Below are 21,773 nucleotides of genomic sequence, written 5' to 3'. Positions count from 1 at the left end.
GCTCACAGGCCGGTGAGCGCCTGGTCCAGGTCGGCGATCAGGTCCTCGGCGTCCTCGATGCCGACGGAGAACCGCACGAGTCCGGGCTCGATGCCGACCTCCCTACGCTGACGCTCGGTCAGGACGCTGTGGGAGGTGTTGAACGGCAGGCTGACCAGGGATTCCACTCCGCCGAGGCTGGTGGCCACCACGGGGACGCGCAGCCGGTCGAGGAGCCGCAGCGCGCCCTCGTCGCCGGACTCGACCTCGAAGCTCACCATGCCGCCCCAGGCGTCGGGGCTGTAGGCGAACAGGTCCTTGTAGGGGTAGTCGGGCAGCGAGGGGTGGTGGACGCGGCGCACCGCGGGGTGCTGGGCGAGGAAGGCGGCGACGGCGGCGGCGTTCTCCGCGTGCGCCCGCATCCTCGGGACCAGGGTCTTCAGGCCGCGCTCCAGGAGGAAGCACATCATCGCGTCGAGCGAGCCGCCGAACTTCAGCATCTGGCTCCACAGGCGGTCCACGTACTTGCGGGGGCCGGTGGCCACGCCGGCGGTCACGTCGCTGTGTCCGTTGAGGTACTTCGTACAGCTGTGGATGACGATGTGCGCGCCGTGCTCCAGGGGGCGCGCGTACAGCGGGGTGAGGAAGGTGTTGTCGATGACGAGCAGCAGGTCGAACTCCTCGGCGAGGCGGCCGAGTTCGACCAGCGGGATCGCCTTGAGCAGCGGGTTCGTCAGGGTCTCGAAGAAGAGGACCTGTGTCTCGTCCCGTACCGCCGCGCGGATCTCCTCGATGTCGGTGGGGTCGACGAAGGTCACGGTGCGGCCGAGCTGGTGCATGTCCTCGCGCAGCAGGTTGTAGGTGCCGCCGTACACGTCACGGGAGCTGACGATGTGCCCGCCGTGGTTGGTCAGGGCGAGGAGCGCGGTGGTGATGGCCGCCATGCCGGAGGAGAAGAGCAGGGAGCTCTCGCCGTTCTCCAGGGCCGCGATCTTCTCCTGGACCGCCCACTGGTTCGGGGAGCCGTACCGCCCGTAGATCGCCACGTCGCGGATGTGACCCTGGTCGAAGGCCTTGTACGTGTCCTCGGAGAAGACGAAGGTGCTGCTCTGGAAGATCGGGGTGCCGACGGCGCCGGTCACCGGGTCGACGTAGGTCCCGGCGTGGACGCTGCGGGTGCTCGGTCCCGTGCCGTCGACCACGGTCTGCTGGGGCAGCCGGGGGCCGGGGACGCGGCCGCGCTCCAGGCTGTTGGTCCACTGGTGCTCCTCGCTGGAGCCCGGAGTGTTGCCTATCGCCCTTGCCATGAGGGTGCCCTTTCGTTGCTCAGTGCTGAGGTCAGCGCCATGACGATCCGATCCGCGTCGGCGCCGTGGAAGAGGTTGATTCCGACCCGGCCGACGCCGTCGTCTCCGATGCGCGGGTAGCCCAGGCCCAGGGCGTGCACCCCGGGGACCGGTCCGCCGTGCCGCGTGAGGACGCGGCAGCCGTCGTCGACGGCCGTGGTGCCGCGCCGGGTGCGCACCGGGATCGGCTCGCCGGAGGCCGCGCGCAGCCGTACGTCGGACGTCCGGTAGCCGGAGGCGTGCACCAGGAGCCCGGAGTCGGCGGTGGCCCGTCGGGCCTCCGGACTGCCGGCGGCACAGAGCCGGACGCGTGGCTCGGTGCCGCTGATGACCCGCTCGCACACCTGCCGGCTGCGGCCGCGGAGCCCGCTGAACCGGTTGACCTTGCCGGTGTCGGGACAGACCGTCAGGGTCTGGCCGATGAGGGGTCCTTCGGCGCGGGCGCGCTTCATGCTGTCGTAGGACAGGGACAGGGTGCGGTGGACGACGGTGATGGCCCCGGCCGTGAGCCGGTGACCCAGCCGCTCCAGGAGCAGTTCCACCGTGGCGAATCCGCTGTGCGAAGCGCCGACGACGACGATCCGGCCACCGGCGCGCAGCACCGCGCCCGCGCGGTCGAGCGCGGCGCCGGTGAGGACGTCGGCGGAGGCGACCACCCGCTCGGCCGGTACGCCGAGATCGCTCGCCGTACGGGCGGTGTCCTCCCAGCCTCCGGTGGCCAGGACGACCCGGGCCGAGGTCGTCAGCTCCGCGCCGTCCCCGTCGAGGCTCGTCCATGTGCCGTCGTCGTTGCGGCGGAGCTCCGCGACGCGGGCGCCGAGGCGTACGGCCGCCGGGTCCGTGAGGACGTCCTGTTCGAGGACGTCGGAGACGTCGTCGAGGAACCGGCCCACAAGCCGCAGCGGCACCGCCTGTTCCCTGGCCAGGGAGAGTTCGCGGCCCGCCGGCATGCGCAGCGCGCGGCCGAGCGCCCCCGCCGGGTTCACGCCTTCGATGAAGTCACCGGCGCGGGAGTTGGAGTGGATGACGTACGGGAAGCGGGACCGCAGCAGCCGCTCGCGGTCCGGCGCCGCGTCCAGGAAGCGGAGTCCGGCCTCGGCGAGCCGGGACAGGAGTCCGGCCCGGTCCGCCGCGAGCGGGACGCCCAGGGCGGCGGCGCCGAATCCCACGATCTGACAGTGAGGTACGGTCACCGGCTCCTCACGCTCTCGAGGATCAGACCCGCCGTCAGATCGGCCTGTTCCTCGGTGACGAGGGAGAAGTGGTCGCCGGGTGTCCGGTGGAAGGAGACGGAGGCGGGCGGCGGGGTGCCGTGCGCGGTGAGCGTCCGGCTCAGCGGGCGCAGGTGGCGGCCCGCCGGTCCGCCGAGGCCGCGTTCCGTCTCCAGGACGTGGGCGCGTACCGCGTCCTCGGGGGTGAACCGGTGCGCCGCGAGGGCCTCGCTGTGCGCCCGGTAGAGGGCGAACAGGGTACGCAGGCTCCCGGAGGTCAGGGAGCCGAGCGCCGGGTGTACGGCGATGGCGAGCTCGAGCGCCCGGGCGAGGGCCGCCTCGCCGGTGAGCCCGGCGAGGGGTTCGGCCGGGACGACGGCCCTGCCTCCGGAGAGGTTGAAGAAGAACGACCCGATCAGCTCCCGCTCCCCGGCGGTGGTGTCCCCCGCGGCGACCCACGGGTCCAGCATCACCACGTCGGCGCCGGTCTCCCGGTGGCCGTCGGCGGCGAGCAGGCGGGCGGTCTCATGGGCGACGAGCGCCCCGAAGGACCAGCCGGCGAGGCGCACCGGGGCGCCGTCGGCGAACAGGGGGCGGAGCTCGGCGGCGTACTCCCGGGCGAGTTCCCGTACCGAGCGCAGGGGTGCGCGGTCGCCGAGCGTGCCCGGTGCGCGGACTCCCCAGACGGTGTGGGTGGGGGCGAGCCGGGAGAGCAGGGGGCGGTAGCACAGGATGTCGCCGCCCACCGGGTGGATCAGGACGAGCGGCGGTCCGCCGGCGGCCGAGAGCCGGCTGAGGCAGGGGGCGGTGGCCCGGGTGCCGGTGGTGCCGGGCCCGGCGGCGGCCGCGGCCGCCTCGGTGAGGAGCGCGGCGAGACCGGCGGGCGTCGCCGCCTCGTACAGGGCGGTGAGCGGGAGGCGGGTGCCGAGTTCGGCCTCGAGGCGGTTCATCATGCGGGCGGCCGTCAGGGAGTCACCGCCCTGGTCGAAGAAGTCGGAGTCGGGCGTGGCGGGGCCGAGCAGCTCCGTCCAGAGCCGGAGGACGACGGCACCGGCCGGGAAGCCGATGGTGCTGGTGGTGTTGCTGGTGGCGCTGGTGCCAGGGACGGTCGCAGAAGCGGTGGCGCCGGTGCGGGGGCCCTTGCCGGAGGCGGCAGCGGGCGCGGAGCCCGCACCCGCACCCGCACCCGTGCCCGTACTCGTGCCCGTACTCGTGCTCGTACCTGTGCTCTCGGCCAGCGCGGCCCGGTCGACCTTGCCGTTGTCGGTCAGCGGGACGCGCCGGTGGAGCCGGTAGCCGCGCGGTACGAGCTGGGGCGGCAGGTTCTCCCGCAGGTGCCGTCCGGCGCGGGCGACGAGCTCCTCGCCGTCCGTGCCCGCCTGGGCGACCAGGTGGGCGACGAGCGCGCTGCCGCCCGCCGAGGCCTGGGCCAGGACGATCGCGTCGGCGACACCGGGGCAGGCGAGGAGGTGCGTCTCGATCTCGCCGAGCTCGACCCGGAAGCCGTTCACCTTGGTCTGCTGGTCCTGGCGTCCGAGGAACTCCAGTGTCCCGTCCGGCCAGTAGCGTCCCCAGTCGCCGGTGCGGTAGAGCCGCTCCCCGGTCGCGGGCCGGGTGACGAAGGCCCCGGACGTGGTCTCCGGCGCGTTCAGATAGCCGTCGGCCAGGCCTCTGCCGCCGATGTACAGCTCGCCGGGGACCCAGTCGGGCCGGTCGGCGAGTTCGTCGTCCAGGACGGCGTAGTACTGGTTCGTCAGGGGGCGTCCGTAGGGGACGGAGGTCCATCCGGCGGGGATCCCCTCGCGCGGAACCTCCTGGACGTTGGACCAGATGGACGCCTCGGTGGCGCCGCCGAGCGCCAGGCAGCGGGCCTCCGGCGCGACGGTGGCGAGGTCGTCGGCGACGTTCAGCGGCACCCAGTCACCGCTGAGGAGCACCTGTCGGAGGGAGCCGACGGGGGCGTGGCCGCCGCTGCGCGCATAGTCGGCGAGGAGGCCGAAGTAGGCGGGCACGCTGTTCCAGACGGTGGCCTCCAGACCGGTCGCCAGGCGGTACAGCTCGCCGATCTCGCCGCGGGGCACGTCGGCGGCGATGACGGCCGCGCCGGCCGCGAGCGCGCCGAAGACGTCGTACACGGAGAGGTCGAAGGTGTACTCGGAGACCATGAACAGGCGGTCCTCCGGGCCGACTTCACACCGCTCGTTGATGTCGAGGACGGTGTTCGCCGCGCTGTCGTGCCGGATCATCACCCCCTTCGGTACGCCGGTGGTGCCCGAGGTGAACAGGACGTACGCCAGGGCCTCCGGGTCCTCGGGCACGGGGAGGGGCTCGTCGGCCCGGTCGGCGGCGGGCCGGTCGAGCGCCGCCGACAGGTCGACCACCGCGGGCCGTTCCGGGTGCCCGGCGAGGAACCCGGGGCCGGCGAGCACGGTCCTGAGCCCGGCCCGTTCGATCACCTGGCGGTGGCGTTGTGCCGGCCAGTCGGGGGCGAGGGGGACGTAGGCGCCCCCGTGGTAGAGCACCCCGAGGAGCGCGGCCACCTGCTGCCATCCCCTGGTCGCCACGACGCCGACCGGTTCGCCCGCCCGGTGACCGGCCTCGGCGAGCGCGTCGGCCACGGCGCGGGCGTGCGCGTCGAGCCGCGCGTAGGTCACCGTGTGCTCCCCGGTGAGCACGGCGGGCCGCTCGGGGTGCTCGGCGAGGCGTTCGCGGAAGAGGCCGTGCAGGGTGGTGGCGCCGCGGGGTCTGCGGGTGTCGTTGGCGGCACGCCGGGCGGCCGGGCCGCCGGGCGGGGTGAGGTCGAAGGAGGAGCGCTTCCACGCCTCGGGGGACGAGGCGAGCTCGGTCAGCAGCTCGCGGTAGGCGCCGAACATCTCGTCCACCAGGCCCTCGGGGAAAAGGCCGTCGAGGGTGTCCCAGTTGACGAGCAGGCCGGTGGCCAGCTCGAAGGCCTGATGGTCGAAGGCCACCTGGGGCGTGTGCACCCCGCCCCGGAGGCGGTGCCAGCCGAGCCGCTCAAGGAAGACGCCGCCCTGGGTGCCGGGGCCGAGGACGGGCGCGAAGACGACCGCCGCCACCCCGTCGAGGCGGCGGGAGCTGCGGTTGGCCGCGCGGAGGACCTCGACCCCGCCGACCACACCGTGCTCCAGGCCCTCGTGCAGCCGGTCGCGCAGCTCGGCGGCCCGCTCGGCGAACGTACCGCCCGGGGTGCGCGGCCCGCGTTCGAGGAGCAGGGTGCTGGAGAAGTTGCCCACCACCCGGTCCACGTGCGGGTGGTACGGGCGCCGCTCGCCGTACATGACGTTCAGGACGAAGTGCTGGTCCTTGGACCAGTGTCCGAGGATCTCGCAGAAGACCGCGCCGAGCGCGGTCGCCGGCGTCAGGCCGTGCGCGCGCACGCGTGCGCCGAAGCGCTCCCAGACCTCCGTCGGCAGGAGGAACGAGCGGCGGGTGACCGGGCCCTCGTCCGTGGAGCGGCCCGCCTGGCGCGGGGGCAGCACGGGAGAGGCCGGCAGCCGGCCGGCGCGCCGGGTCCAGTACGTCCTGGCGGCCGCGTAGGCCTCGGTGTCCCGCTCGGCCTCCGCGGCACGGCGGTAGGCGGCGTAGTCGTACTCCAGCGGTTCCAGGGTCCCGCCGTCGAGAAGAGTGCGCAGCTCGTCGGCGAAGACGGTCCCCGACCGGCCGTCGAAGACGAGGAGACGGCCCCAGACCTGGACGCGGTAGAGCGGACCGAGGTCGAGGACCCGCAGCCGGAGGTTGATCCCGGACTCCAGCGGCGGCTGCTCGGCGCGCAGCTCCGCCAGGCTGTCCCGCAGGGCCTGTTCGGCCTCGTCGGGGGCGACCCCCGTCAGGTCACGGAACTCCACGGGGCAGGCGCCGGCCACCGGGCCGAGGCTCTGGGTGCCGTCGTCGTGGAAGCGGGCGCGGAGCATGCCGTGGCGCTCGGCGAGGACCGTCAGCGAGGACCGCAGCTCCGCCACGTCGAAGGGGGCGCAGTCGTACTCCTCGTGGAAGACGGCGGGGCAGGAGAGGGGCAGCCCGCTGTGCTCACCGACGAGGTATGCCTGCTGCAGCTCGCTGAGGGGGAAGCGTTCCGCCCCGAGGGGCGCGCCTTCGCCCGGTACGGAACCCGCGCCCCCGGCCGGTACGGAAGCCTCAGCCTCGCCCAGCACGGAACCCGCGCCCCCTGCCTGTACGAAACCCGCGCCCCCGCCCTGCCCGGAAACCGCCTCCTCGCCCGGTGTCCCGGCCGCCGTCTCCAGCCAGTCGCGCAGCCGGTCCAGGGAGTCGTACTCGAAGACCAGGGTGCGCGGGGCGGTGACGCCGAACTCCCGGCCGATCCGCTCGGCGAGGGAGAGCGCGAGCAGCGAGTAGCCGCCGAGTTCGAAGAAGGATCCCGTGGTGTCGTCGTCCGAGCCGATCTCAAGGGCGTCGCACCACAGTTCGGCCAGTCGCCGCGCACGGTCGACGGCGGCCTCGGGTGCTCCGAGAACAGTCATGACTCTCCTTTGGGTCCCAGCCACATCCGCAGGGCCTGCGGCCTGCGGAAGGTCGAGCCGGTGATCGGCGGCAGCGGGTCGTCGACCGCGCGGAGCCCGGGGAAGCGGGTGAGGAGGGCTCCGACGAAGGCCTCGGCCACGTCGAGCGCGATGTGCGTCCCGAGGCAGGAGTGGGGTCCGTGGCCGAAGGTCAGCGAGCCGTGGGTGGACCGGTCGGGCCGGAACTCCTCGGCGTGGTCGAACACGTCGGCGTCCCGGTTGCCGCTGGCGAGGACGAGTTTGAGGGCGCTCCCCGCCGGTACGGGCACCCCGGCGAGTGTGGTGTCCCGGCGGGCGAAGCGGACGGTGTCGTGCTGGGGCGGCTCCCAGCGGAGCGTCTCCTTGAGGAAGTTCCGCAACCGGCCCGTGTCGGCGGCGGCCACGGCCGCGTATCCGGGGTGGCGGGACAGGCAGTGCAGGGCGTTGGAGATGAGGCCCGTCGAGGTCTCGAAGCCGGCCGCGAGGGTGAGGGTGGCGAGCCCGACGGCCTCCGCCGCCGTGATCCGACCGTCGCGGACCCAGGAGTGGACCTCGCCGAGCATGGACCGGTCGGGCGCCCCCGTGGAGACGAGCCCGAGCAGGTACTCCTCGAGCTCGGCCCGCAGCGCTGACGCGCGGGCGAAGTCCCCGCTGCTGCCGTCGAGATGGCTCACCAGGTACTCCACGGTGTGAAGGAGCCAGTCGTGCCGTTCGGGAGGGATGCCGAGGAAGGTGGCGGTGGCGGTGAGCGGCACGGAGCGCGCCGGGCCGCCGACCATGTCGAGCTCGGTGCCCGGGCGCAGCGCCGCCACCGCCGTGCGTGCCCTGTCCTCGGCGGCGGCACGGAATCCGATGTTGTCGCGCTGGCCGAGGAGGAGCCCGGCGAGGGGGCGGCGCAGCCGCTGGTGGCGGGGTCCGTCGAGGTCGAGCAGGGTCTCGCCGAAGACCTGCCGGCTGACCCGGAAGGGGTATTCGACGGTGTAGTCGGTGCTGGTCAGGCAGGTGCGGATGTCCTTGTGCCGGAAGACGCAGAACATCCGGATCTCGTCGGCCCACCAGACCGGCCGCTCGGCGCGGAAGCGGGCGTACTCCGGCCAGGGGTTCGCGAGGAAGTCGGCGGAGAGAAAGGCGATGCTCCTCATGCCGCCCCCTCGCGGGCGGCCCGGTGACAGCACATCAGGCGACGATGAAGCTCTCGTAGATGGTCGAGATCGAGGCGAAGGACTCGATCCCGGCATGCTCCAGATCGACGGGCTCGCCGCGCAGGCGCTCCACCAGGGCGATCACCCTCAGGACGCTGAAGGAGTCGAGCACCCCCTGGTCGAAGAGGTTGTCCTCGGCCGTGACGGTGGCCAGGTCGACATCGAGCTCGAAGGTCGAGAGGAAGCTGCGGAACTCCGTGTCGAAGGCGTCTCGGGTGATCGCGTTCATGGCACTCCAAACCGGTCCACGGGCGCCGGCCCGCCGTTTTGCCAGCGAATTTTCGGACGAATCGACTGGCTGAAATGACTGCGTTTGGCTCAGTTCCAGCGTCCGAACCGGGCTTCACCCTGGCCAGGAGACGACTATCAGTCAAGATCGTTGTCAGCCGGGGCGATATTTTCGGCTGAACCACGACGACTTTTGCCCACATGGTTCCGCTGTGCGGAATATTTCGGTCCAACGCCGATTGGATCTACGGAATTCAACGCTCCGCCCCGGAGGGCAGGACATCTCGCGTCGGCCCGACGGTTACCCTTCCGTAATATCCAATCCATGGACATGATCTCCCTCTGTCCCGAAAGAGTGTCTGGTCCGGATCTGCACCCCCGCTAGGTCCCGATATGACCGCTTCCGCGACCGGCGCGCACTCGTTGTTCGTTACAGCTGAATTGCGACGCCGCCTTTGAGACACCACTTGCCAGCCAGTCGTTCGCGGCCGAAGGTTTGCTGCGTCCTGGCCGCGGGCCGGCCCCACCGGCGGGCCTCCCAGGACCGTCAGTCCTCCAAGTCGCGGCCACCGCATGACGCTTCCGTCATGCCCGGCCATCTATTCCGGACGAGGTGCAATCACCATGGGCATATCCCTGCTGGACGGCGAGGCGGTAGTCGTCAGAACTCCGGACGAGTTCCTCGCCATGCCGGAGGAGTACCGCGAGATCGCCCTGCGGCAGATCATGGTCAACACGGAGGGAGAGCTCTCCGGCGGCGACGACTACATCCAGGTCTTCCTGCCCCTGGCCCCCAACGCCGAGGAGCGCCAGGTCTGCGCCGAGCGCGCGGTCGAGGAGTACGACCACTACAAGCTGGGCAAGGCGGTGCTCGCCAACATCGGCGTGGACACCGCCTACATGGAGACCCAGACGCTCGCCGAGCGCACCATGTTCGCCGACCAGACGCTCCACACCTGTACGACCTGGGCCGAGCGCGGCATCTTCTCGTACATCGGCGAGGAGACCGCGATGGTCATGATCTCCGAGTTCGCGGAGAGCAGCTACAAGCCGTGGGCCGAGGCCGTCCGCACCATCATCCTGGACGAGAAGGTGCACATCGCCCACGGCGCCCGCGTCTGCCGCAACCTCGCGCAGACCGAGGAGGGCCGCGAGGAGCTCCAGCGGGCCCTCGACCGGCTCTGGCCGACGTTCGTGAAGATCTTCGGCAGCCCCCGCTCCGAACGGGCCCGGCTCGCCGTGAAGTTCGGGCTGCGCAAGACGACCAACGGCGAGGCCTGCGACCTGTGGCGGGAGAAGGTCACCCCGCGCGTCCAGAAGCTCGGTCTGACCCTCCCCGAGTGACTGCCCATCAGGTCCATCCCGACAGAGGAGCCCACCTCATGGCTACACCCGTGACGATCACGGAGCGCCCGCCGAGCCGCAGAGAGGCCAAGGAGCGCACCGCCGCCCTCCTCGCGGACCGCCCGGACCTGGCCGCGCGCCTCCACCGCGTCCGCCGGCTCGGCCGCACCGTCCGCTCCTGCGAGGTCCACCTCACCAACGCGTGCAACATCCGCTGCAAGGGCTGCTGGTACTTCGAGGGTGGCTTCGACACCGCCGTGAGCGAACTGTCGGACGTCGACAAGATCCGCGCCTTCGCGTCCCGGCTCCGCGAGGAGGGCGTCAACCAGGCGACGCTGATCGGCGGCGAGCCCACCCTCGTACCGCGCAGGGTCGAGGCCTTCGTCGAGCAGCTCCCCTACATCACCATCTCGACCAACGGCCTCCGTCCCATGCCGAAGCAGGGCTTCGAGGAGATCGCCATCGCCGTCAGCATCTTCGGCGGCGGACCGCTCGACGACGACCTGCGGGCGATCCGGGTCAACGGCTCCAAGTTCAGCGGGCTCTTCGACACGGCGCTGTCCCACTACAAGGACGACCCGCGGGTCATGTTCATCTTCGCGCTCTCCGAGGCCGGCGTCGCCCACATCGAGCCGACCGTGCGCCGGATCGCCGAGAACGGCAACATCGTCACCTTCAACTTCTACAGCGAGCACGGCACCGAGAACCCGATCCAGATCGAGAACGAGCGGCGGATCCTGGACGAGGCGCTGCGCGTACGGGACCTCTACCCGCACGCGGTGATCAGCCATCCGTACTTCATCCGAACGCTGATCACCGGCACCACCCACTGGGGAGGCCGCTTCGGGTACGACGTCTGCCCCAGCATCAGCGTGGACCTCCCGGCGCACGCCGAGCGGCTGGCCAACGGCAACCCGGTGATCCCCGGCTTCGCCGCTTGGGGCGCCGACTACGAGACGCTGCAGTTCTGCTGCACCTCCGGAGACTGCAACGGCTGCCGCGACAGCCAGGCCGTCTACAGCTGGCTGATGGTGAACGCCTCCCGCTTCCTCGGGAGCGAACAGCGCCTGGAGGAGTGGCTCGACATCTCCGAGAGCTACTGGCGGCAGTGGCACTGGTCCCCGTTCCACGCGAGCAAGGCGGGCGCGGTCACGCCCTGACCGGCCACCCCGCAGCCCGGTCACGCCCCGACCCGGTCACGCCCCGACCCGGCCGCCCCACCGCGCGCCCCGCAGCGCCCGTTCCCGACGAGGAGACACATGTCCGACGTGATCGACCGCACCGCCATAGCGACCTTCGTCACCGACGCCCTGATCGAGCTCGGTGTCGACCGCTCCGACATCGTCCCCGACGCCGCGCTCGACGACCTGGAGATCGACTCGCTCGACATGGTCGAGCTCAGCCAGTCCATCAAGCGGGAGCTCGGCGTCCCCGTGAAGCCCAAGGACTTCGACGACGTGGAGACCTTCGGGCAGCTGCTGACCGTCTGCTGTACCCGAGCCGGCATCGCATGACCACAGCAGTGATCACCGGCGTCGGTGCGGTCACGCCCCTCGGCGTCGGCGCCGACGTGCTGCACCGACGGTCGGTCGCCGGACACAGCGGGGTGTCCGGCGGCACGGGGTACTGCGAGGACTTCCACCCCGGCGATCACCTCTCCCGCCAGCAGCTGCGCCGCACGGACCGGTTCACCCAACTCGCCCTCGTCGCCGCCGATGAGGCCCTGACGCAGGCCGGCTGGAAGACCGGGGCACTCCCGTACGCGGCCGAGCGCATCGCCACCGTCATCGGCTGCGGTCTCGGCGGCACGGCGAGCTTCGAGGCGCAGCAGGGCGTGTACACCACGCAGGGCGACGAGTACGTCTCCCCGTTCATGGTGCCGACGATGATGGGCAACGCGGCCTCCGCGCACCTGTCGATGGTCCACGGCTTCACCGGCGAGTCCCTGTGCGTCACGTCGGCGTGCAGCAGCGGCGCCCAGGCCGTCGGCACCGGGATGCGGCTCCTTGCCGCGGGCGCGGCGGACGCCGTGGTCGTCGGGGGCGCGGAGGCCTCCACCTCCCCGCTCGTCGCCGCCGCCTTCCGCAACGCCGGGGCGCTTTCGCCCACCGGCACGTCCGTGCCCTTCGACCGCAAGCGTGACGGATTCCTCCTCGGGGAGGGAGCCGGTGTGCTGGTCCTCGAGACCGCCGAGGGCGCCGCCCGGCGCGGCGCGGAGGTGCTCGGCTCGGTCCTCGGCTACGGCGCGACCTCGGACGCCCACCACCTCACCGCCCCCGAGCCGGGCGGCCGGCACGCCGCGGCGGCCGTCGTCCGGGCCCTGGCGGAGGCGGGGGCCGCTCCGGAGGACCTCGCCTACATCAACGCCCACGGCACGGGCACCGTCCTGAACGACCGGCTGGAGAGCGACGCCCTGCGGCTGGCGCTCGGCGCGGCGCTCCCCGCCATCCCGGTCTCGTCGAGCAAGGGCGCGCTCGGTCATCTCCTCGGCGCCGCGGGCGCGGTGGAGGCCGTCGTCACGCTCCAGGCGCTCCGCCACGCGACCGCTCCGCCCACGGCGGGACTTGCCGATCCGGACGAGCGGCTCGGCCCGCTGGACCTGATCCGTACGGCGAGGCGGCTGTCCCCGCCCCGGCCGGGAGGGGCGCTGCTCGGCCTCTCCACCTCGTTCGGATTCGGCGGTCACAACGCAGCACTCGTGCTCGCCTCCCCGGGCGCGCTGAAAGGCCAGGACTGATGCTCGACTTCGAAGGACGCCGCTATCTGATCACCGGGGTGCTCAACGAGGACTCCATCGCCTGGCACACCGCCGCGGCGCTGCAGAAGGCCGGAGCGGAGGTCGTCCTCACCGGCTTCGGCCGCTCCCGCCGGATCACCGAGTCGGCCGCCGCGTCCCTGGGCACGCCGCCCGACGTGCTGGAACTCGACGTCACCCGGCCCGAGGACTTCGCGCGCCTCGCCGAGGACCTCGACGGCCGCTGGGGCGCCCTCGACGGTGTCCTGCACGCCGTGGCGGCGGCTCCGCAGAGCGCGATCAGCGGCAACTTCCTCACCGCCGACGCCGACAGCGCGGCCTTCGCCTTCCACACGAGCGCCTACTCGCTGCACGCGCTGACCACGTCCCTCGCCCCGCTCCTCGGCAAGGGAAGGGGAAGCGTCGTCGGACTCGACTTCGACTCGACGGCCGCGTGGCCCGGTTACGACTGGATGGGCGTCAGCAAGGCGGCGCTCGGCGCGGTCTGCCGCTACCTCGCGCTCTATCTGGGCCCGGCCGGGATCCGCGTCAACCTCGTGGCCGCCGGCCCGGTGGAGACCGTCGCCGGGCGTGGCATCAGCACCTTCGACCGGATCGCGGACCACTGGGAGGCGGAGGCGCCGCTCGGCTGGGACCGGGCCGACGTGTCCCGGCTGACCGGGCCCGTGCTCTTCCTGCTCTCGAATCTCTCGGCCACCATCACCGGGGAGATCGTGCACGCCGACGGCGGCATGCACGCCGTCCACATGGGGAACTCCCGAGCGGTCCCGCCGGCCGCCGGGGCGATACAGGAGGCCGAGCGATGACCGTCGCGATCGTCGGCATCGGCGCCGCGCTGCCCGAGCGGACCGTGCCCAACAGCCACTTCACCCATCTCGACACCTCGGACGCGTGGATCACCCGGCGCACCGGCATCAAGGAGCGCCGCTTCCTGCCCGAGGACGGGCACCTCGCCGACCTCGCGCTCGCCGCCTGCCGCGACGCGCTGCGCTCCGCCCGGCGGGAGCCCGGCGACATCCGTCATGTGGTCGTCGCCACCACCACCCCGGACCGGGTCACGCCGGGGCTCGCCGTCGAGGTGGCCGCCCGGCTCGGACTGCCCCACCCGGCCGCCTTCGACCTGCACGCCGCCTGCGCCGGATTCGTGTACGCCCTCGACCACGCCACCGCGCTGATCGAGTCGGGCCGCGCCGGTTCCGTACTGGTCTGCGGGGCCGAGGCGCTGACCCGGATCACCGACCGCGACGACCGCTCGACGGCGGTCCTCCTCGGCGACGGCGCCGGCGCGGTGCTCCTTGCCGACGTGCCGGGCGCACCGGCTCCCCGGTTCGTGCTCGGCTCCGACGGGGAGCAGATCCCCTCGCTGTACGCGGACCGCCACGACCGGGTGCTGCGGATGGACGGCCGGGAGATCTTCGTCCACGCGGTCGCGCGGATGAGCGAGGCCACCCGCGAGGTGCTCGCACGCCAGGGCCTGACCAGCGACGACCTCGACCTCTTCGTGCCGCACCAGGCGAACGCCCGGATCATCCACGCCGTCGCCAAGGAGATCGGGTTCCCCGAGGAGCGGCTGTTCCTCAATGTGCACCGGGTGGCCAACACGTCCTCGGCGTCCATCCCGATCGCGCTCGCGCACGCCCGCGAGGCCGGCCGGATGAACGGCTCCGGTCTCCTCGGGGTGGCCGCCTTCGGCGCCGGGATCACCTGGGGCGCCGGAGTCGTCGGCTGGCACCTGGAGGACGCGTGAGGCAACCCCGTATCCCGGTACTCGCGCACGTCACCGCCCGGGACGCCACGACGTCGACCCTGCGGGCGCTGACCCAGGCCGACCCCAGGGCACCCGTGGTGGTGGTGCTGCCCGCGATGGGGATGTCCGCGCGGAACTACACCCCGCTCGCCCGCGCGCTGCACCGGCGCGGGATGACCGTGGTCACCACCGACCTCCGGGGGCACGGGGAGAGCCTGCCCGTACCCGCGCGCGGGGTCCGGTTCGGCTACCGGGAGATCGTCGAGGAGGACATCGGCGCCGTCCTGCGGGAGACGTTCGCCGCCTTTCCCGAGGCGCCCGTGCTGCTGCTCGGCCACAGCCTCGGCGGCCAGCTCGGTCTCATCCACTGCGGCCTCCGCCGGCCGCGCCTCGCCGGTGTGGTGCTCGTCGCGTCCGGCTCCGCCTGGTACCGCTGCTTCGGTCCCCTCGCGGGACCCCGCCGGCTCCTGCTCAGCCAGCTGTACGCGGTGACGGCGGCGCTGCTCGGCCACTGGCCGGGCGAACGCCTCGGCTTCGCGGGACGGGAGTCCGCCCGGCTGATCCGGGACTGGGCACGGCAGGTGCGTACGGGCCGCTACACGGTTCCCGGCGGGGCCGCCGACTACGAACAGGCGCTGCGTCAGGTGACGTTGCCAGTCCTCGCGGTGGACGTCGCGCACGACGACCTCGCGCCGCCCGAGGCCGTCGACCATCTGTGCGGCAAGATGCCGCGCGCCGCCCTCACTCGTTGGCACTATGGCCGCGATGACGCCTCGGGGCGTCCGCTGGACCACTTCCGCTGGATCCGGCACCACCACGGACTGATCGAGAGGATCACCGCATGGGCGTCCCAGGTCGCGGCGGCGCAGCCCTCCGCACGGTAGGAACGGCGGACGGCGGGCGGGTGCCGGGGGCGACCCTCGGCGTCGCCGTCGCCTGTCTGGGTTTCTTCCTCATCATGCTGGACAGCACCGTCGTGAACGTCGCGGCGCCGGTGATCGGCGCTCAGGTCGGCGGCGGCATCAGCGGCATGCAGTGGGTCGTCAACGCGTACGTGCTGGTCTTCGCCGCCTCCCTGTTGTCCTCGGGAGCGGTCTCCGACCGGATCGGGGCCGTACGGGCGCTCGGCGGCGGACTCGCGCTGTTCGGCGCCGCCTCCGTGGCCTGCGCGCTCGCGCCCTCCCTCTCCTGGCTCGTCGCGGCCCGAGCGGTCCAGGGCCTGGGGGCCGCGCTGATCCTGCCGTCCTCGCTGGCCCTGATCCGGCAGTCGGCCGACGACGCGGCGGCCCGCGCCCGCCGGATCACCCTCTGGGCGATGAGCGGCGGTGTCGCCGTCTCCGCCGGGCCGGTCGTCGGCGGCGTCCTGACCAGCGGCCTCGGCTGGCAGGCGATCTTCTGGCTCAACGTGCCCCTGTGCGCGCTCGGTCTGGCCCTGCGCCGGGCACCCTCGTCCGAGCCCCGGCCCGCCCCGCTCGACCTCGCCGGGCAGGTCACCGCCGTCATCGGTCTGGCCTCGCTCACCTACGCGATCGTGGAGGACGGACCGCTCAGCCGCTGGGCGCTGGTGGTCCTCGGCCTCGCGGCCGCCGGTTTCGTCCTCGCCGAGACCCGCGCGCCGCACCCGGTGGTGCCGGCGGCGCTCGTACGGTCACCGGCGGCGCTGACGGCGGTGGGCACCGGCTTCGTGATGAACGCGTCCTTCTTCGGCATCGTCTTCGTCTTCACCCTGTACTTCCAGCAGCTCAAGGCGCACGGGCCGCTGGTCACCGGCCTCATGTTCGTCCCGCTGACCGCCCTCACCCTGGTCGGCAACCTGGTCGCGGGACGGCTGATGGCCCGCCTCGGCACCTGGCGGATCCTGACCTTCTCCCAGGCGCTCGAAGCCCTGGGCTGCCTGGCGTTGCTCCTCGCTGGACCCGGGGCGCCGCCGGCCCTGGTCCTGCTGTGCTTCCTGCCGATCGGCCTTGGAGCCGGAGCGACCTCGCCGCCGATGACCAACGCCCTCCTCGACGCGGTCGACCCGGCCCACGCGGGCGCCGCCGGCGGGCTCCTCGGCGTCATGCGCCAGGTCGGCGGGCTCCTCGGCGTGGCGGTGTTCGGCACGGTGGTCTCGGCCCTCGGCGTCACCTCGGGGACACGGCTCGCCCTCGCGCTGTGTCTGACGATGCTCGCCGTGTCGGCCGCGCTCGCCCTCGTCCAGGCACGGCGGCACCCCGTACGTCCCGAGGGGGAGGCCGCCTGATGCTGAAGAGCCTGCTGCCGGACGGGGTCGCCTGCGCCGAGGCCTTCGACGACCTGGAACCGGCGCCGCTGTTCCCCGAGGAGGAGGCACTCGTCGCCGCGGCCCGGCAGGGACGCCGCCAGGAGTTCGGCACGGCCCGGCTCTGCGCCCGGCGCGCCCTCACCTCCCTGGGGCTGCCGGCCGGTCCGCTGCTCAGGGGGCGGCGCAGGGAACCGCTGTGGCCGACCGGGGCGGTCGGCAGCATCACCCACTGCGCCGGCTACCGGGCGGCGGCCGTCGCCCACGACCGGGACGTGCTCGCCCTGGGCATCGACGCCGAACCGAACGGCCCGCTGCCCCCCGACGTCCTGCACGTGGTGGCCTTCGGCACCGAACGGCGGTGGCTGCGCGAGTACGCCGACCGCGACCCGCGCGTCCGCTGGGACCGGCTGCTGTTCAGCGCCAAGGAGTCCGTCTACAAGACGTGGTTCCCGCTGATGGGCTCGGGCCTCGGCTTCGACGACGTCGAGGTGACGATGGAGCCGCACGACGTCCGGGCGGCCACGGAGCCGCACGACATCCGCACGGGCGTCACCGAGCCGTCGGTGACCGCCACCACGGGCGGTTTCCGGGCCCGTATCGCGAAGTCCACCGCCGGGAGCGCGCTCCCCCGCGAGCTGCGCGGCCGGTGGCTGTCCCGGGGCGACCTGCTGGTCTCGGCGATCGTCGTGACGGCCCCGTACGACCATCGGGAGGCGGTGTGAACGCCGAGCAGTTGAACGCACTGATGTGGAGCCGGTTCCCCGAGCACGCGCCGCACCACACGGTCACCGAGGTCGACGCGGACTCCCTGACCATGACGGCCGACTCCGCGTTCCTGCGGAAGGGGCCCGGCGGCACCGTCTCAGGACCCGACCAGCTCCAGCTCGCCGACCTCGCCGGGTACGCGCTGCTCACCTCCCGCATGGGGCCGGAGAGCTCCGTCCGGCTCAGGTCCGCGAGCCTGAGCTGCCTGGAGGCTCCCCCGCCCGGCGTCCTCACCGCGCGGGCCTCCCTCCTCCGCCACGCCAAGCGCAACGCCGAGGTCCGGATCGACGTCTTCGGTGCCCGACTGGCCTTCACGGCCTCCCTGTTGTTCTCCGTCCGCTGAGCCCCGCCCGCCGCCCGTCCTCACCAGGAGAGATCGCCATGACCGCTGCCATCCCCGACTCCGCCCAGGGCAACCTCGCCGCGATCCTGCCCGTCACGGCCGCGCGGTACCCGGACAGGCCGGCCGTCCGGCTCGACGAGGAGGAGCTGACCTTCGCCGCCCTCGACGAGCTCAGCGCGCGCACCGTCGGCTATCTGCGCTCCCTCGGCGTGGCCCCGGGCGACCGGGTGGCCCTGCTCCTCCCGAACGTTCCGGTCTTCGCCGTCCTCTATTACGGCATCCTGCGCGCGGGCGGCATCGTCGTCCCCATGAACCCGATGCTCAGGGCCGGCGAGGTGGAGCACTGTCTGAAGGACGCCGAGGCGGCCCTCCTGTTCACCTGGCACGAGGGGTCGAGGGAGGCGGCGGAGGGAGCACGGCGGGCGGGCACCCGCCACCTCGGGGTGGACCCCGCTGTCTTCGTCGAGCTGCTCCAGGGCCACGAGCGGGGCGACTTCACCACGGACCGCTCGGCCGAGGACACGGCGGTGATCCTCTACACCTCGGGCACGACAGGACAGCCGAAGGGCGCCGAACTCACCCACACCAACGTGCGCCGCAACATCGACGAGGCCGTACGGGTCCTCGGCCTCGGCCCGGACGACGTCACCTTCGGCGGGCTGCCCCTCTTCCACTCGTTCGGCCAGGTGGTCGGGCTCAACTGCGCGGTGTCCGTCGGCGCCTGCCTCACCCTGCTGCCCCGCTTCGACCCGGCCCGCGCCCTGTCGCTGATCGAGCACGACCGGGTGACGGTCTTCCTCGGCGTACCGACGATGTACACCCTGATGCTCGGCGTGGAGGACAGGACCCGGCATGACGTGTCGTCGCTGCGGGTGTGCGTCAGCGGAGGCTCACCGCTGCCGGTGGAGGTCCTGAACGGCTTCGAGTCGGAGTTCGGCTGCGCCGTCCTCGAGGGCTACGGCCTCTCCGAGTCGTCGCCGCTCGCCTGCATCAACCGCATCGACCGCGTCCGCGTGCCGGGCACCATCGGCCGTCCCATCGACGGGGTGGAGATGCGGGTGGTCGACAAGGAGGGCACCGAGCTGCCGGACGGCGAGATCGGCGAGATCGTCATCCGCGGGCACAACGTGATGAAGGGCTACTGGCGACGCCCCGAGGCCACCACGGCGACGATCCGCGAGGGCTGGCTGTACACCGGGGACCTGGGGACCAGGGACGCGGCGGGTGACTTCCGCATCGTCGACCGCAGCAAGGACGTCATCATCCGGGGCGGCTTCAACGTCTACCCCCGCGAGGTCGAGGAGGTCCTCTACCGGCACCCGGCCGTCGCGGAGGCCGCCGTGATCGGGATACCGCACCCGATCCACGGCGAGGAGGTGGCCGCCGCCGTCGTCCTCCGCCCGCACGCCGAGACCACCCCCGAGGAACTGCGCGCGTACGTACGCGACCAGGTCGCCGCGTTCAAGTACCCCCGCGTCATCTGGACCGCCGACGCGCTCCCGAAGGGCGCGACCGGGAAGATCCTCAAGCGGGAGATCGCGGCCCCGGCGGACGCGCTCCACTGACGGGAACGCCACAGGCGCCCCCCGCTGTCCGGCCGGACCGGACAGCGGGGGGCGCCTCGCGAAGCGAACGTCCCGTCAGGCGACGGCGGGGGCGCCGAGCATCGCGGACGCGTGCTGGAGCGGGTCGACGGCACGCGCGGGCATGGGGTTCGGGGGAAGGTCACGGCAGGTGAACCCGAGCTTGGCCATGGCCCGCATGACCTCGTCCGCGCTGAAGTCGCGGCGGTCCTGGCGGGTGATGACCTGGCCGACCTGCTTGGCCGGGTAGGTGCGGCGGCCGATGATCACGGACGCTCCGGTGACCGCCTCGGGCGTGACGCCCTTCATGGAATCCAGGACGCCGCTCTTGGTGAGGTCGAAGGGGAAGCGGGCGATGACACAGCGCATGATGCCTCACAGGGAGAAGGAGAGAGGGACGGTTCCGCCGCGGTGAGGCGGTTCAGCGGGCGAGGGCGAGTCCGCCCCGGGCGGGCAGGGTGAACGGCCCGCGGTCGCCGTGGAGGTCACGCAGTCGCACCCGGTCCGTGTAGGCGGGGCTGTCGCGGACGGCGGTGAGCTGCGCCCGGGTGACGAGGCCGGTGCGGAGGCCGTCGTCGTCGCAGACCAGCAGGTGTCCGGTGAGCGCACCGGCCATGACGGACAGGGCCACCTCGACGGTCATGTCGTCGGAGACCCACGGCCCGTCCGTGTCCGGGACCTCGGTCTCCCTCCCCTGCCCGGGGACGGCGTACGCCGAAACGTCCATCTGAACCAGCGTCACAAAGCGCCTCCTGTGGAGATGGGTCGACTTCCGGAACACGTGGCCGCTCAGGCCGCGGCGCCCGCGGTGGACTGGCGGGTGCTCGCGCGCCGGGCGGCCGCGGCGGGACCGCGCCGGCCGCGGCCGGTCGGACGCTTGCGCCGCTCGGCCGGCGGCGCGGTGATCGTCACGGGGACGCCCGAGGGGGTCCGGGCGCCGGTGATCCGGTTGAGCGCCTCCTCGCCGGAGCGCACCTGGGTGATCTGGGGCACGACGCCGGCGGCCGCCATGAGGCGGCTCATGTCGCGGCGCTGCTGGGGGGTGACGAGGGTGACGACGCTGCCGGACTCGCCGGCCCGCGCGGTGCGGCCGCCGCGGTGGAGGTAGTCCTTGGGGTCGGTCGGCGGGTCGACGTTGACGACGAGGTCGAGCTGGTCGACGTGGATGCCGCGCGCGGCCACGTTCGTCGCGACGAGGACGGTGACGTGCCCGGTCTTGAACTGGGCGAGGGTCCGCGTGCGCTGCGGCTGCGACCGCCCGCCGTGCAGGGCGGCGGCGCGGACGCCGCTGTCGAGGAGGTCCTGGGTGAGCCGGTCCACGGCGTGCTTGGTGTCCAGGAACATGATCACCCGGCCCTCGCGCGCCGCGATCTCCGTCGTCATCCGGTGCTTGTCGGCGCCCTGCACGTGCAGGACGTGGTGCTCCATCGTGGTGACCGCGCCCTGGGAGGGGTCCACGGAGTGGACGACGGGGTCGGCGAGGTAGCGGCGGACCAGGAGGTCGACGTTCCGGTCCAGCGTCGCGGAGAACAGCATGCGCTGGCCCTCGGGGCGGACGAGGTCGAGGAGCGCGGTCACCTGGGGCATGAAGCCCATGTCCGCCATCTGGTCGGCCTCGTCGAGGACGGTGATCGCGACCTGGTCCAGGCGGCAGTCACCGCGGTCGATGAGGTCCTTGAGACGGCCGGGGGTGGCCACGACGACCTCGGCTCCGCCCCGCAGCGCGCTCGCCTGCCTGCCGATCGGCATCCCGCCGACGACGGTGGCCAGGCGCAGCTTCACGGCGCGGGAGTACGGGGTGAGGGCGTCGGTGACCTGCTGGGCGAGCTCCCGGGTGGGGACCAGGACCAGGGCGAGGGGCCGGCGCGGCTCGGCGCGCTGTCCCGCGGTGCGGGCGAGGAGGGCAAGACCGAAGGCGAGGGTCTTGCCGGAGCCGGTGCGGCCGCGGCCGAGGACGTCGCGGCCCGCGAGGGAGTTCGGCAGCGTCGCGCCCTGGATGGGGAACGGCACGGTCACGCCCTGCGCGGTGAGCGCGGCAAGCAGCTCCGCGGGCATGTCGAGGTCGGCGAAGGCCTCGACGGCGGGCAGCGCGGGGGTGATCGTCTGCGGCGGGGCGAACTCGCCCTGCACCGCGACGGGCCGCCTGCCACGGCCGCCGGAGCGGTTCGGGCCGCCGGAGCGGTTCGAGGCTCCGGAGCGGTTGGAGGCGGACGTGCCGAAGCGGCTGCCGCGACCCGAGCCGCCGGCGGAGTTACCGCCGGAGCCGAATACGGGGGCGCCGGCTCCGCGGCGGGAGCGGCTGTTCGTGCGAGTGGGGTTCATACAGAACCTTCCTTGATACGGCGCTATCAAGGAATTCCCGCAGCGGAGGTGCAGCGCGCGGAATCACAAGAACGGCCGATGGAATACATGGAATAGGAATACGGGGTGGAGCGCGATCTGCGGTGCGTTCTCCCCGGAATGCGGGAGACGAAATCGGTGAGATCGTGT

At 72.8% G+C, this 21,773-nt stretch carries 18 protein-coding genes and 1 pseudogene; 11 read left to right on the top strand and 8 right to left on the bottom strand.

What is annotated here, in order from left to right; genetic code table 11:
- Positions 1–2 precede the first annotated feature (2 nt).
- The 5 genes from ACZ4VK_RS28560 to ACZ4VK_RS28540 are packed head-to-tail and all read right to left on the bottom strand — an operon-like array spanning position 3 to position 8,484.
- The gene (locus ACZ4VK_RS28560) at positions 3–1,286 is read right to left on the bottom strand and encodes a trans-sulfuration enzyme family protein (RefSeq protein WP_468357982.1); all 1,284 of its coding nucleotides are present in this window, start codon (positions 1,284–1,286) and stop codon (positions 3–5) included.
- Positions 1,271–2,518: an FAD/NAD(P)-binding protein gene (locus ACZ4VK_RS28555; protein ID WP_468357980.1), complete on the bottom strand. Its 1,248-nt coding sequence runs from the start codon at positions 2,516–2,518 to the stop codon at positions 1,271–1,273. Before ACZ4VK_RS28555 ends, ACZ4VK_RS28560 begins: the two co-directional genes overlap by 16 nt.
- Positions 2,515–7,035, bottom strand: a complete 4,521-nt coding sequence (locus ACZ4VK_RS28550) for a non-ribosomal peptide synthetase (RefSeq protein ID WP_468357977.1) — start codon at positions 7,033–7,035, stop codon at positions 2,515–2,517. The genes ACZ4VK_RS28555 and ACZ4VK_RS28550 overlap by 4 nt, the downstream gene beginning before the upstream one ends.
- Positions 7,032–8,195, bottom strand: a complete 1,164-nt coding sequence (locus ACZ4VK_RS28545) for a cytochrome P450 (RefSeq protein ID WP_468357974.1) — start codon at positions 8,193–8,195, stop codon at positions 7,032–7,034. The genes ACZ4VK_RS28550 and ACZ4VK_RS28545 overlap by 4 nt, the downstream gene beginning before the upstream one ends.
- Positions 8,196–8,229: 34 nt before the next feature.
- Positions 8,230–8,484, bottom strand: coding sequence for a hypothetical protein (locus ACZ4VK_RS28540; RefSeq protein ID WP_468357971.1), 255 nt, complete (start codon positions 8,482–8,484; stop codon positions 8,230–8,232).
- 623 nt (positions 8,485–9,107) lie between these two features.
- On the opposite strand from ACZ4VK_RS28540, the gene ACZ4VK_RS28535 reads away from it, so the two are divergent.
- The 11 genes from ACZ4VK_RS28535 (at position 9,108) to ACZ4VK_RS28485 (ending at position 19,265) form a co-directional block, all read left to right on the top strand.
- Positions 9,108–9,827 carry a Phenylacetic acid catabolic protein gene (locus tag ACZ4VK_RS28535; RefSeq protein WP_468357968.1) on the top strand — a complete coding sequence of 240 codons (720 nt, stop codon included), beginning with the start codon at positions 9,108–9,110 and terminating at the stop codon, positions 9,825–9,827.
- 38 nt (positions 9,828–9,865) lie between these two features.
- Positions 9,866–10,987 carry a radical SAM protein gene (locus ACZ4VK_RS28530; RefSeq protein ID WP_468357965.1) on the top strand — a complete coding sequence of 374 codons (1,122 nt, stop codon included), beginning with the start codon at positions 9,866–9,868 and terminating at the stop codon, positions 10,985–10,987.
- 99 nt (positions 10,988–11,086) lie between these two features.
- On the top strand, positions 11,087–11,341 hold the full coding sequence (locus ACZ4VK_RS28525) for an acyl carrier protein (RefSeq protein WP_468357962.1): 255 nt from the start codon (positions 11,087–11,089) through the stop codon (positions 11,339–11,341).
- Complete coding sequence (locus ACZ4VK_RS28520) at positions 11,338–12,564, top strand: beta-ketoacyl-[acyl-carrier-protein] synthase family protein (protein WP_468357959.1); 1,227 nt, start codon at positions 11,338–11,340, stop codon at positions 12,562–12,564. The genes ACZ4VK_RS28525 and ACZ4VK_RS28520 overlap by 4 nt, the downstream gene beginning before the upstream one ends.
- Positions 12,564–13,388, top strand: a complete 825-nt coding sequence (gene fabI, locus ACZ4VK_RS28515) for an enoyl-ACP reductase FabI (RefSeq protein WP_468357956.1) — start codon at positions 12,564–12,566, stop codon at positions 13,386–13,388. The genes ACZ4VK_RS28520 and fabI overlap by 1 nt, the downstream gene beginning before the upstream one ends.
- Positions 13,385–14,329, top strand: a complete 945-nt coding sequence (locus ACZ4VK_RS28510) for a beta-ketoacyl-ACP synthase III (RefSeq protein ID WP_468357953.1) — start codon at positions 13,385–13,387, stop codon at positions 14,327–14,329. Before fabI ends, ACZ4VK_RS28510 begins: the two co-directional genes overlap by 4 nt.
- Positions 14,326–15,213, top strand: a complete 888-nt coding sequence (locus ACZ4VK_RS28505; RefSeq protein WP_468357950.1) for an alpha/beta hydrolase family protein — start codon at positions 14,326–14,328, stop codon at positions 15,211–15,213. The genes ACZ4VK_RS28510 and ACZ4VK_RS28505 overlap by 4 nt, the downstream gene beginning before the upstream one ends.
- Positions 15,171–16,571, top strand: coding sequence for an MFS transporter (locus ACZ4VK_RS28500; RefSeq protein ID WP_468357947.1), 1,401 nt, complete (start codon positions 15,171–15,173; stop codon positions 16,569–16,571). The genes ACZ4VK_RS28505 and ACZ4VK_RS28500 overlap by 43 nt, the downstream gene beginning before the upstream one ends.
- Entirely contained in the window at positions 16,571–17,314 is a 744-nt protein-coding gene (locus ACZ4VK_RS28495) for a 4'-phosphopantetheinyl transferase family protein (protein WP_468357944.1), read from the top strand. Before ACZ4VK_RS28500 ends, ACZ4VK_RS28495 begins: the two co-directional genes overlap by 1 nt.
- Positions 17,311–17,700 (top strand): hotdog domain-containing protein, encoded by a 390-nt coding sequence (locus ACZ4VK_RS28490; protein ID WP_468357941.1) that lies wholly within the window; start codon positions 17,311–17,313, stop codon positions 17,698–17,700. Before ACZ4VK_RS28495 ends, ACZ4VK_RS28490 begins: the two co-directional genes overlap by 4 nt.
- A 38-nt stretch (positions 17,701–17,738) precedes the next feature.
- Entirely contained in the window at positions 17,739–19,265 is a 1,527-nt protein-coding gene (locus tag ACZ4VK_RS28485; RefSeq protein WP_468357938.1) for a long-chain-fatty-acid--CoA ligase, read from the top strand.
- 75 nt (positions 19,266–19,340) lie between these two features.
- Here ACZ4VK_RS28485 and ACZ4VK_RS28480 read toward each other — a convergent pair whose 3' ends face one another.
- The 3 genes and pseudogenes from ACZ4VK_RS28480 to ACZ4VK_RS28470 all read right to left on the bottom strand — a co-directional run bounded on the left by ACZ4VK_RS28480 (position 19,341) and on the right by ACZ4VK_RS28470 (position 21,605).
- Complete coding sequence (locus ACZ4VK_RS28480; RefSeq protein ID WP_468357935.1) at positions 19,341–19,652, bottom strand: SCO5918 family protein; 312 nt, start codon at positions 19,650–19,652, stop codon at positions 19,341–19,343.
- Positions 19,653–19,734: 82 nt separating this feature from the next.
- Positions 19,735–20,025: pseudogene (locus tag ACZ4VK_RS28475) on the bottom strand (CBS domain-containing protein); the annotation flags it as partial.
- A gap of 47 nt (positions 20,026–20,072) precedes the next feature.
- On the bottom strand, positions 20,073–21,605 hold the full coding sequence (locus ACZ4VK_RS28470) for a DEAD/DEAH box helicase (RefSeq protein WP_468357932.1): 1,533 nt from the start codon (positions 21,603–21,605) through the stop codon (positions 20,073–20,075).
- Between the last annotated feature and the right edge of the window lie 168 nt (positions 21,606–21,773).

This window comes from Streptomyces sp. NPDC028711, from assembly GCF_055565415.1.
This window is presented reverse-complemented; position numbering and strand designations above follow the sequence as displayed.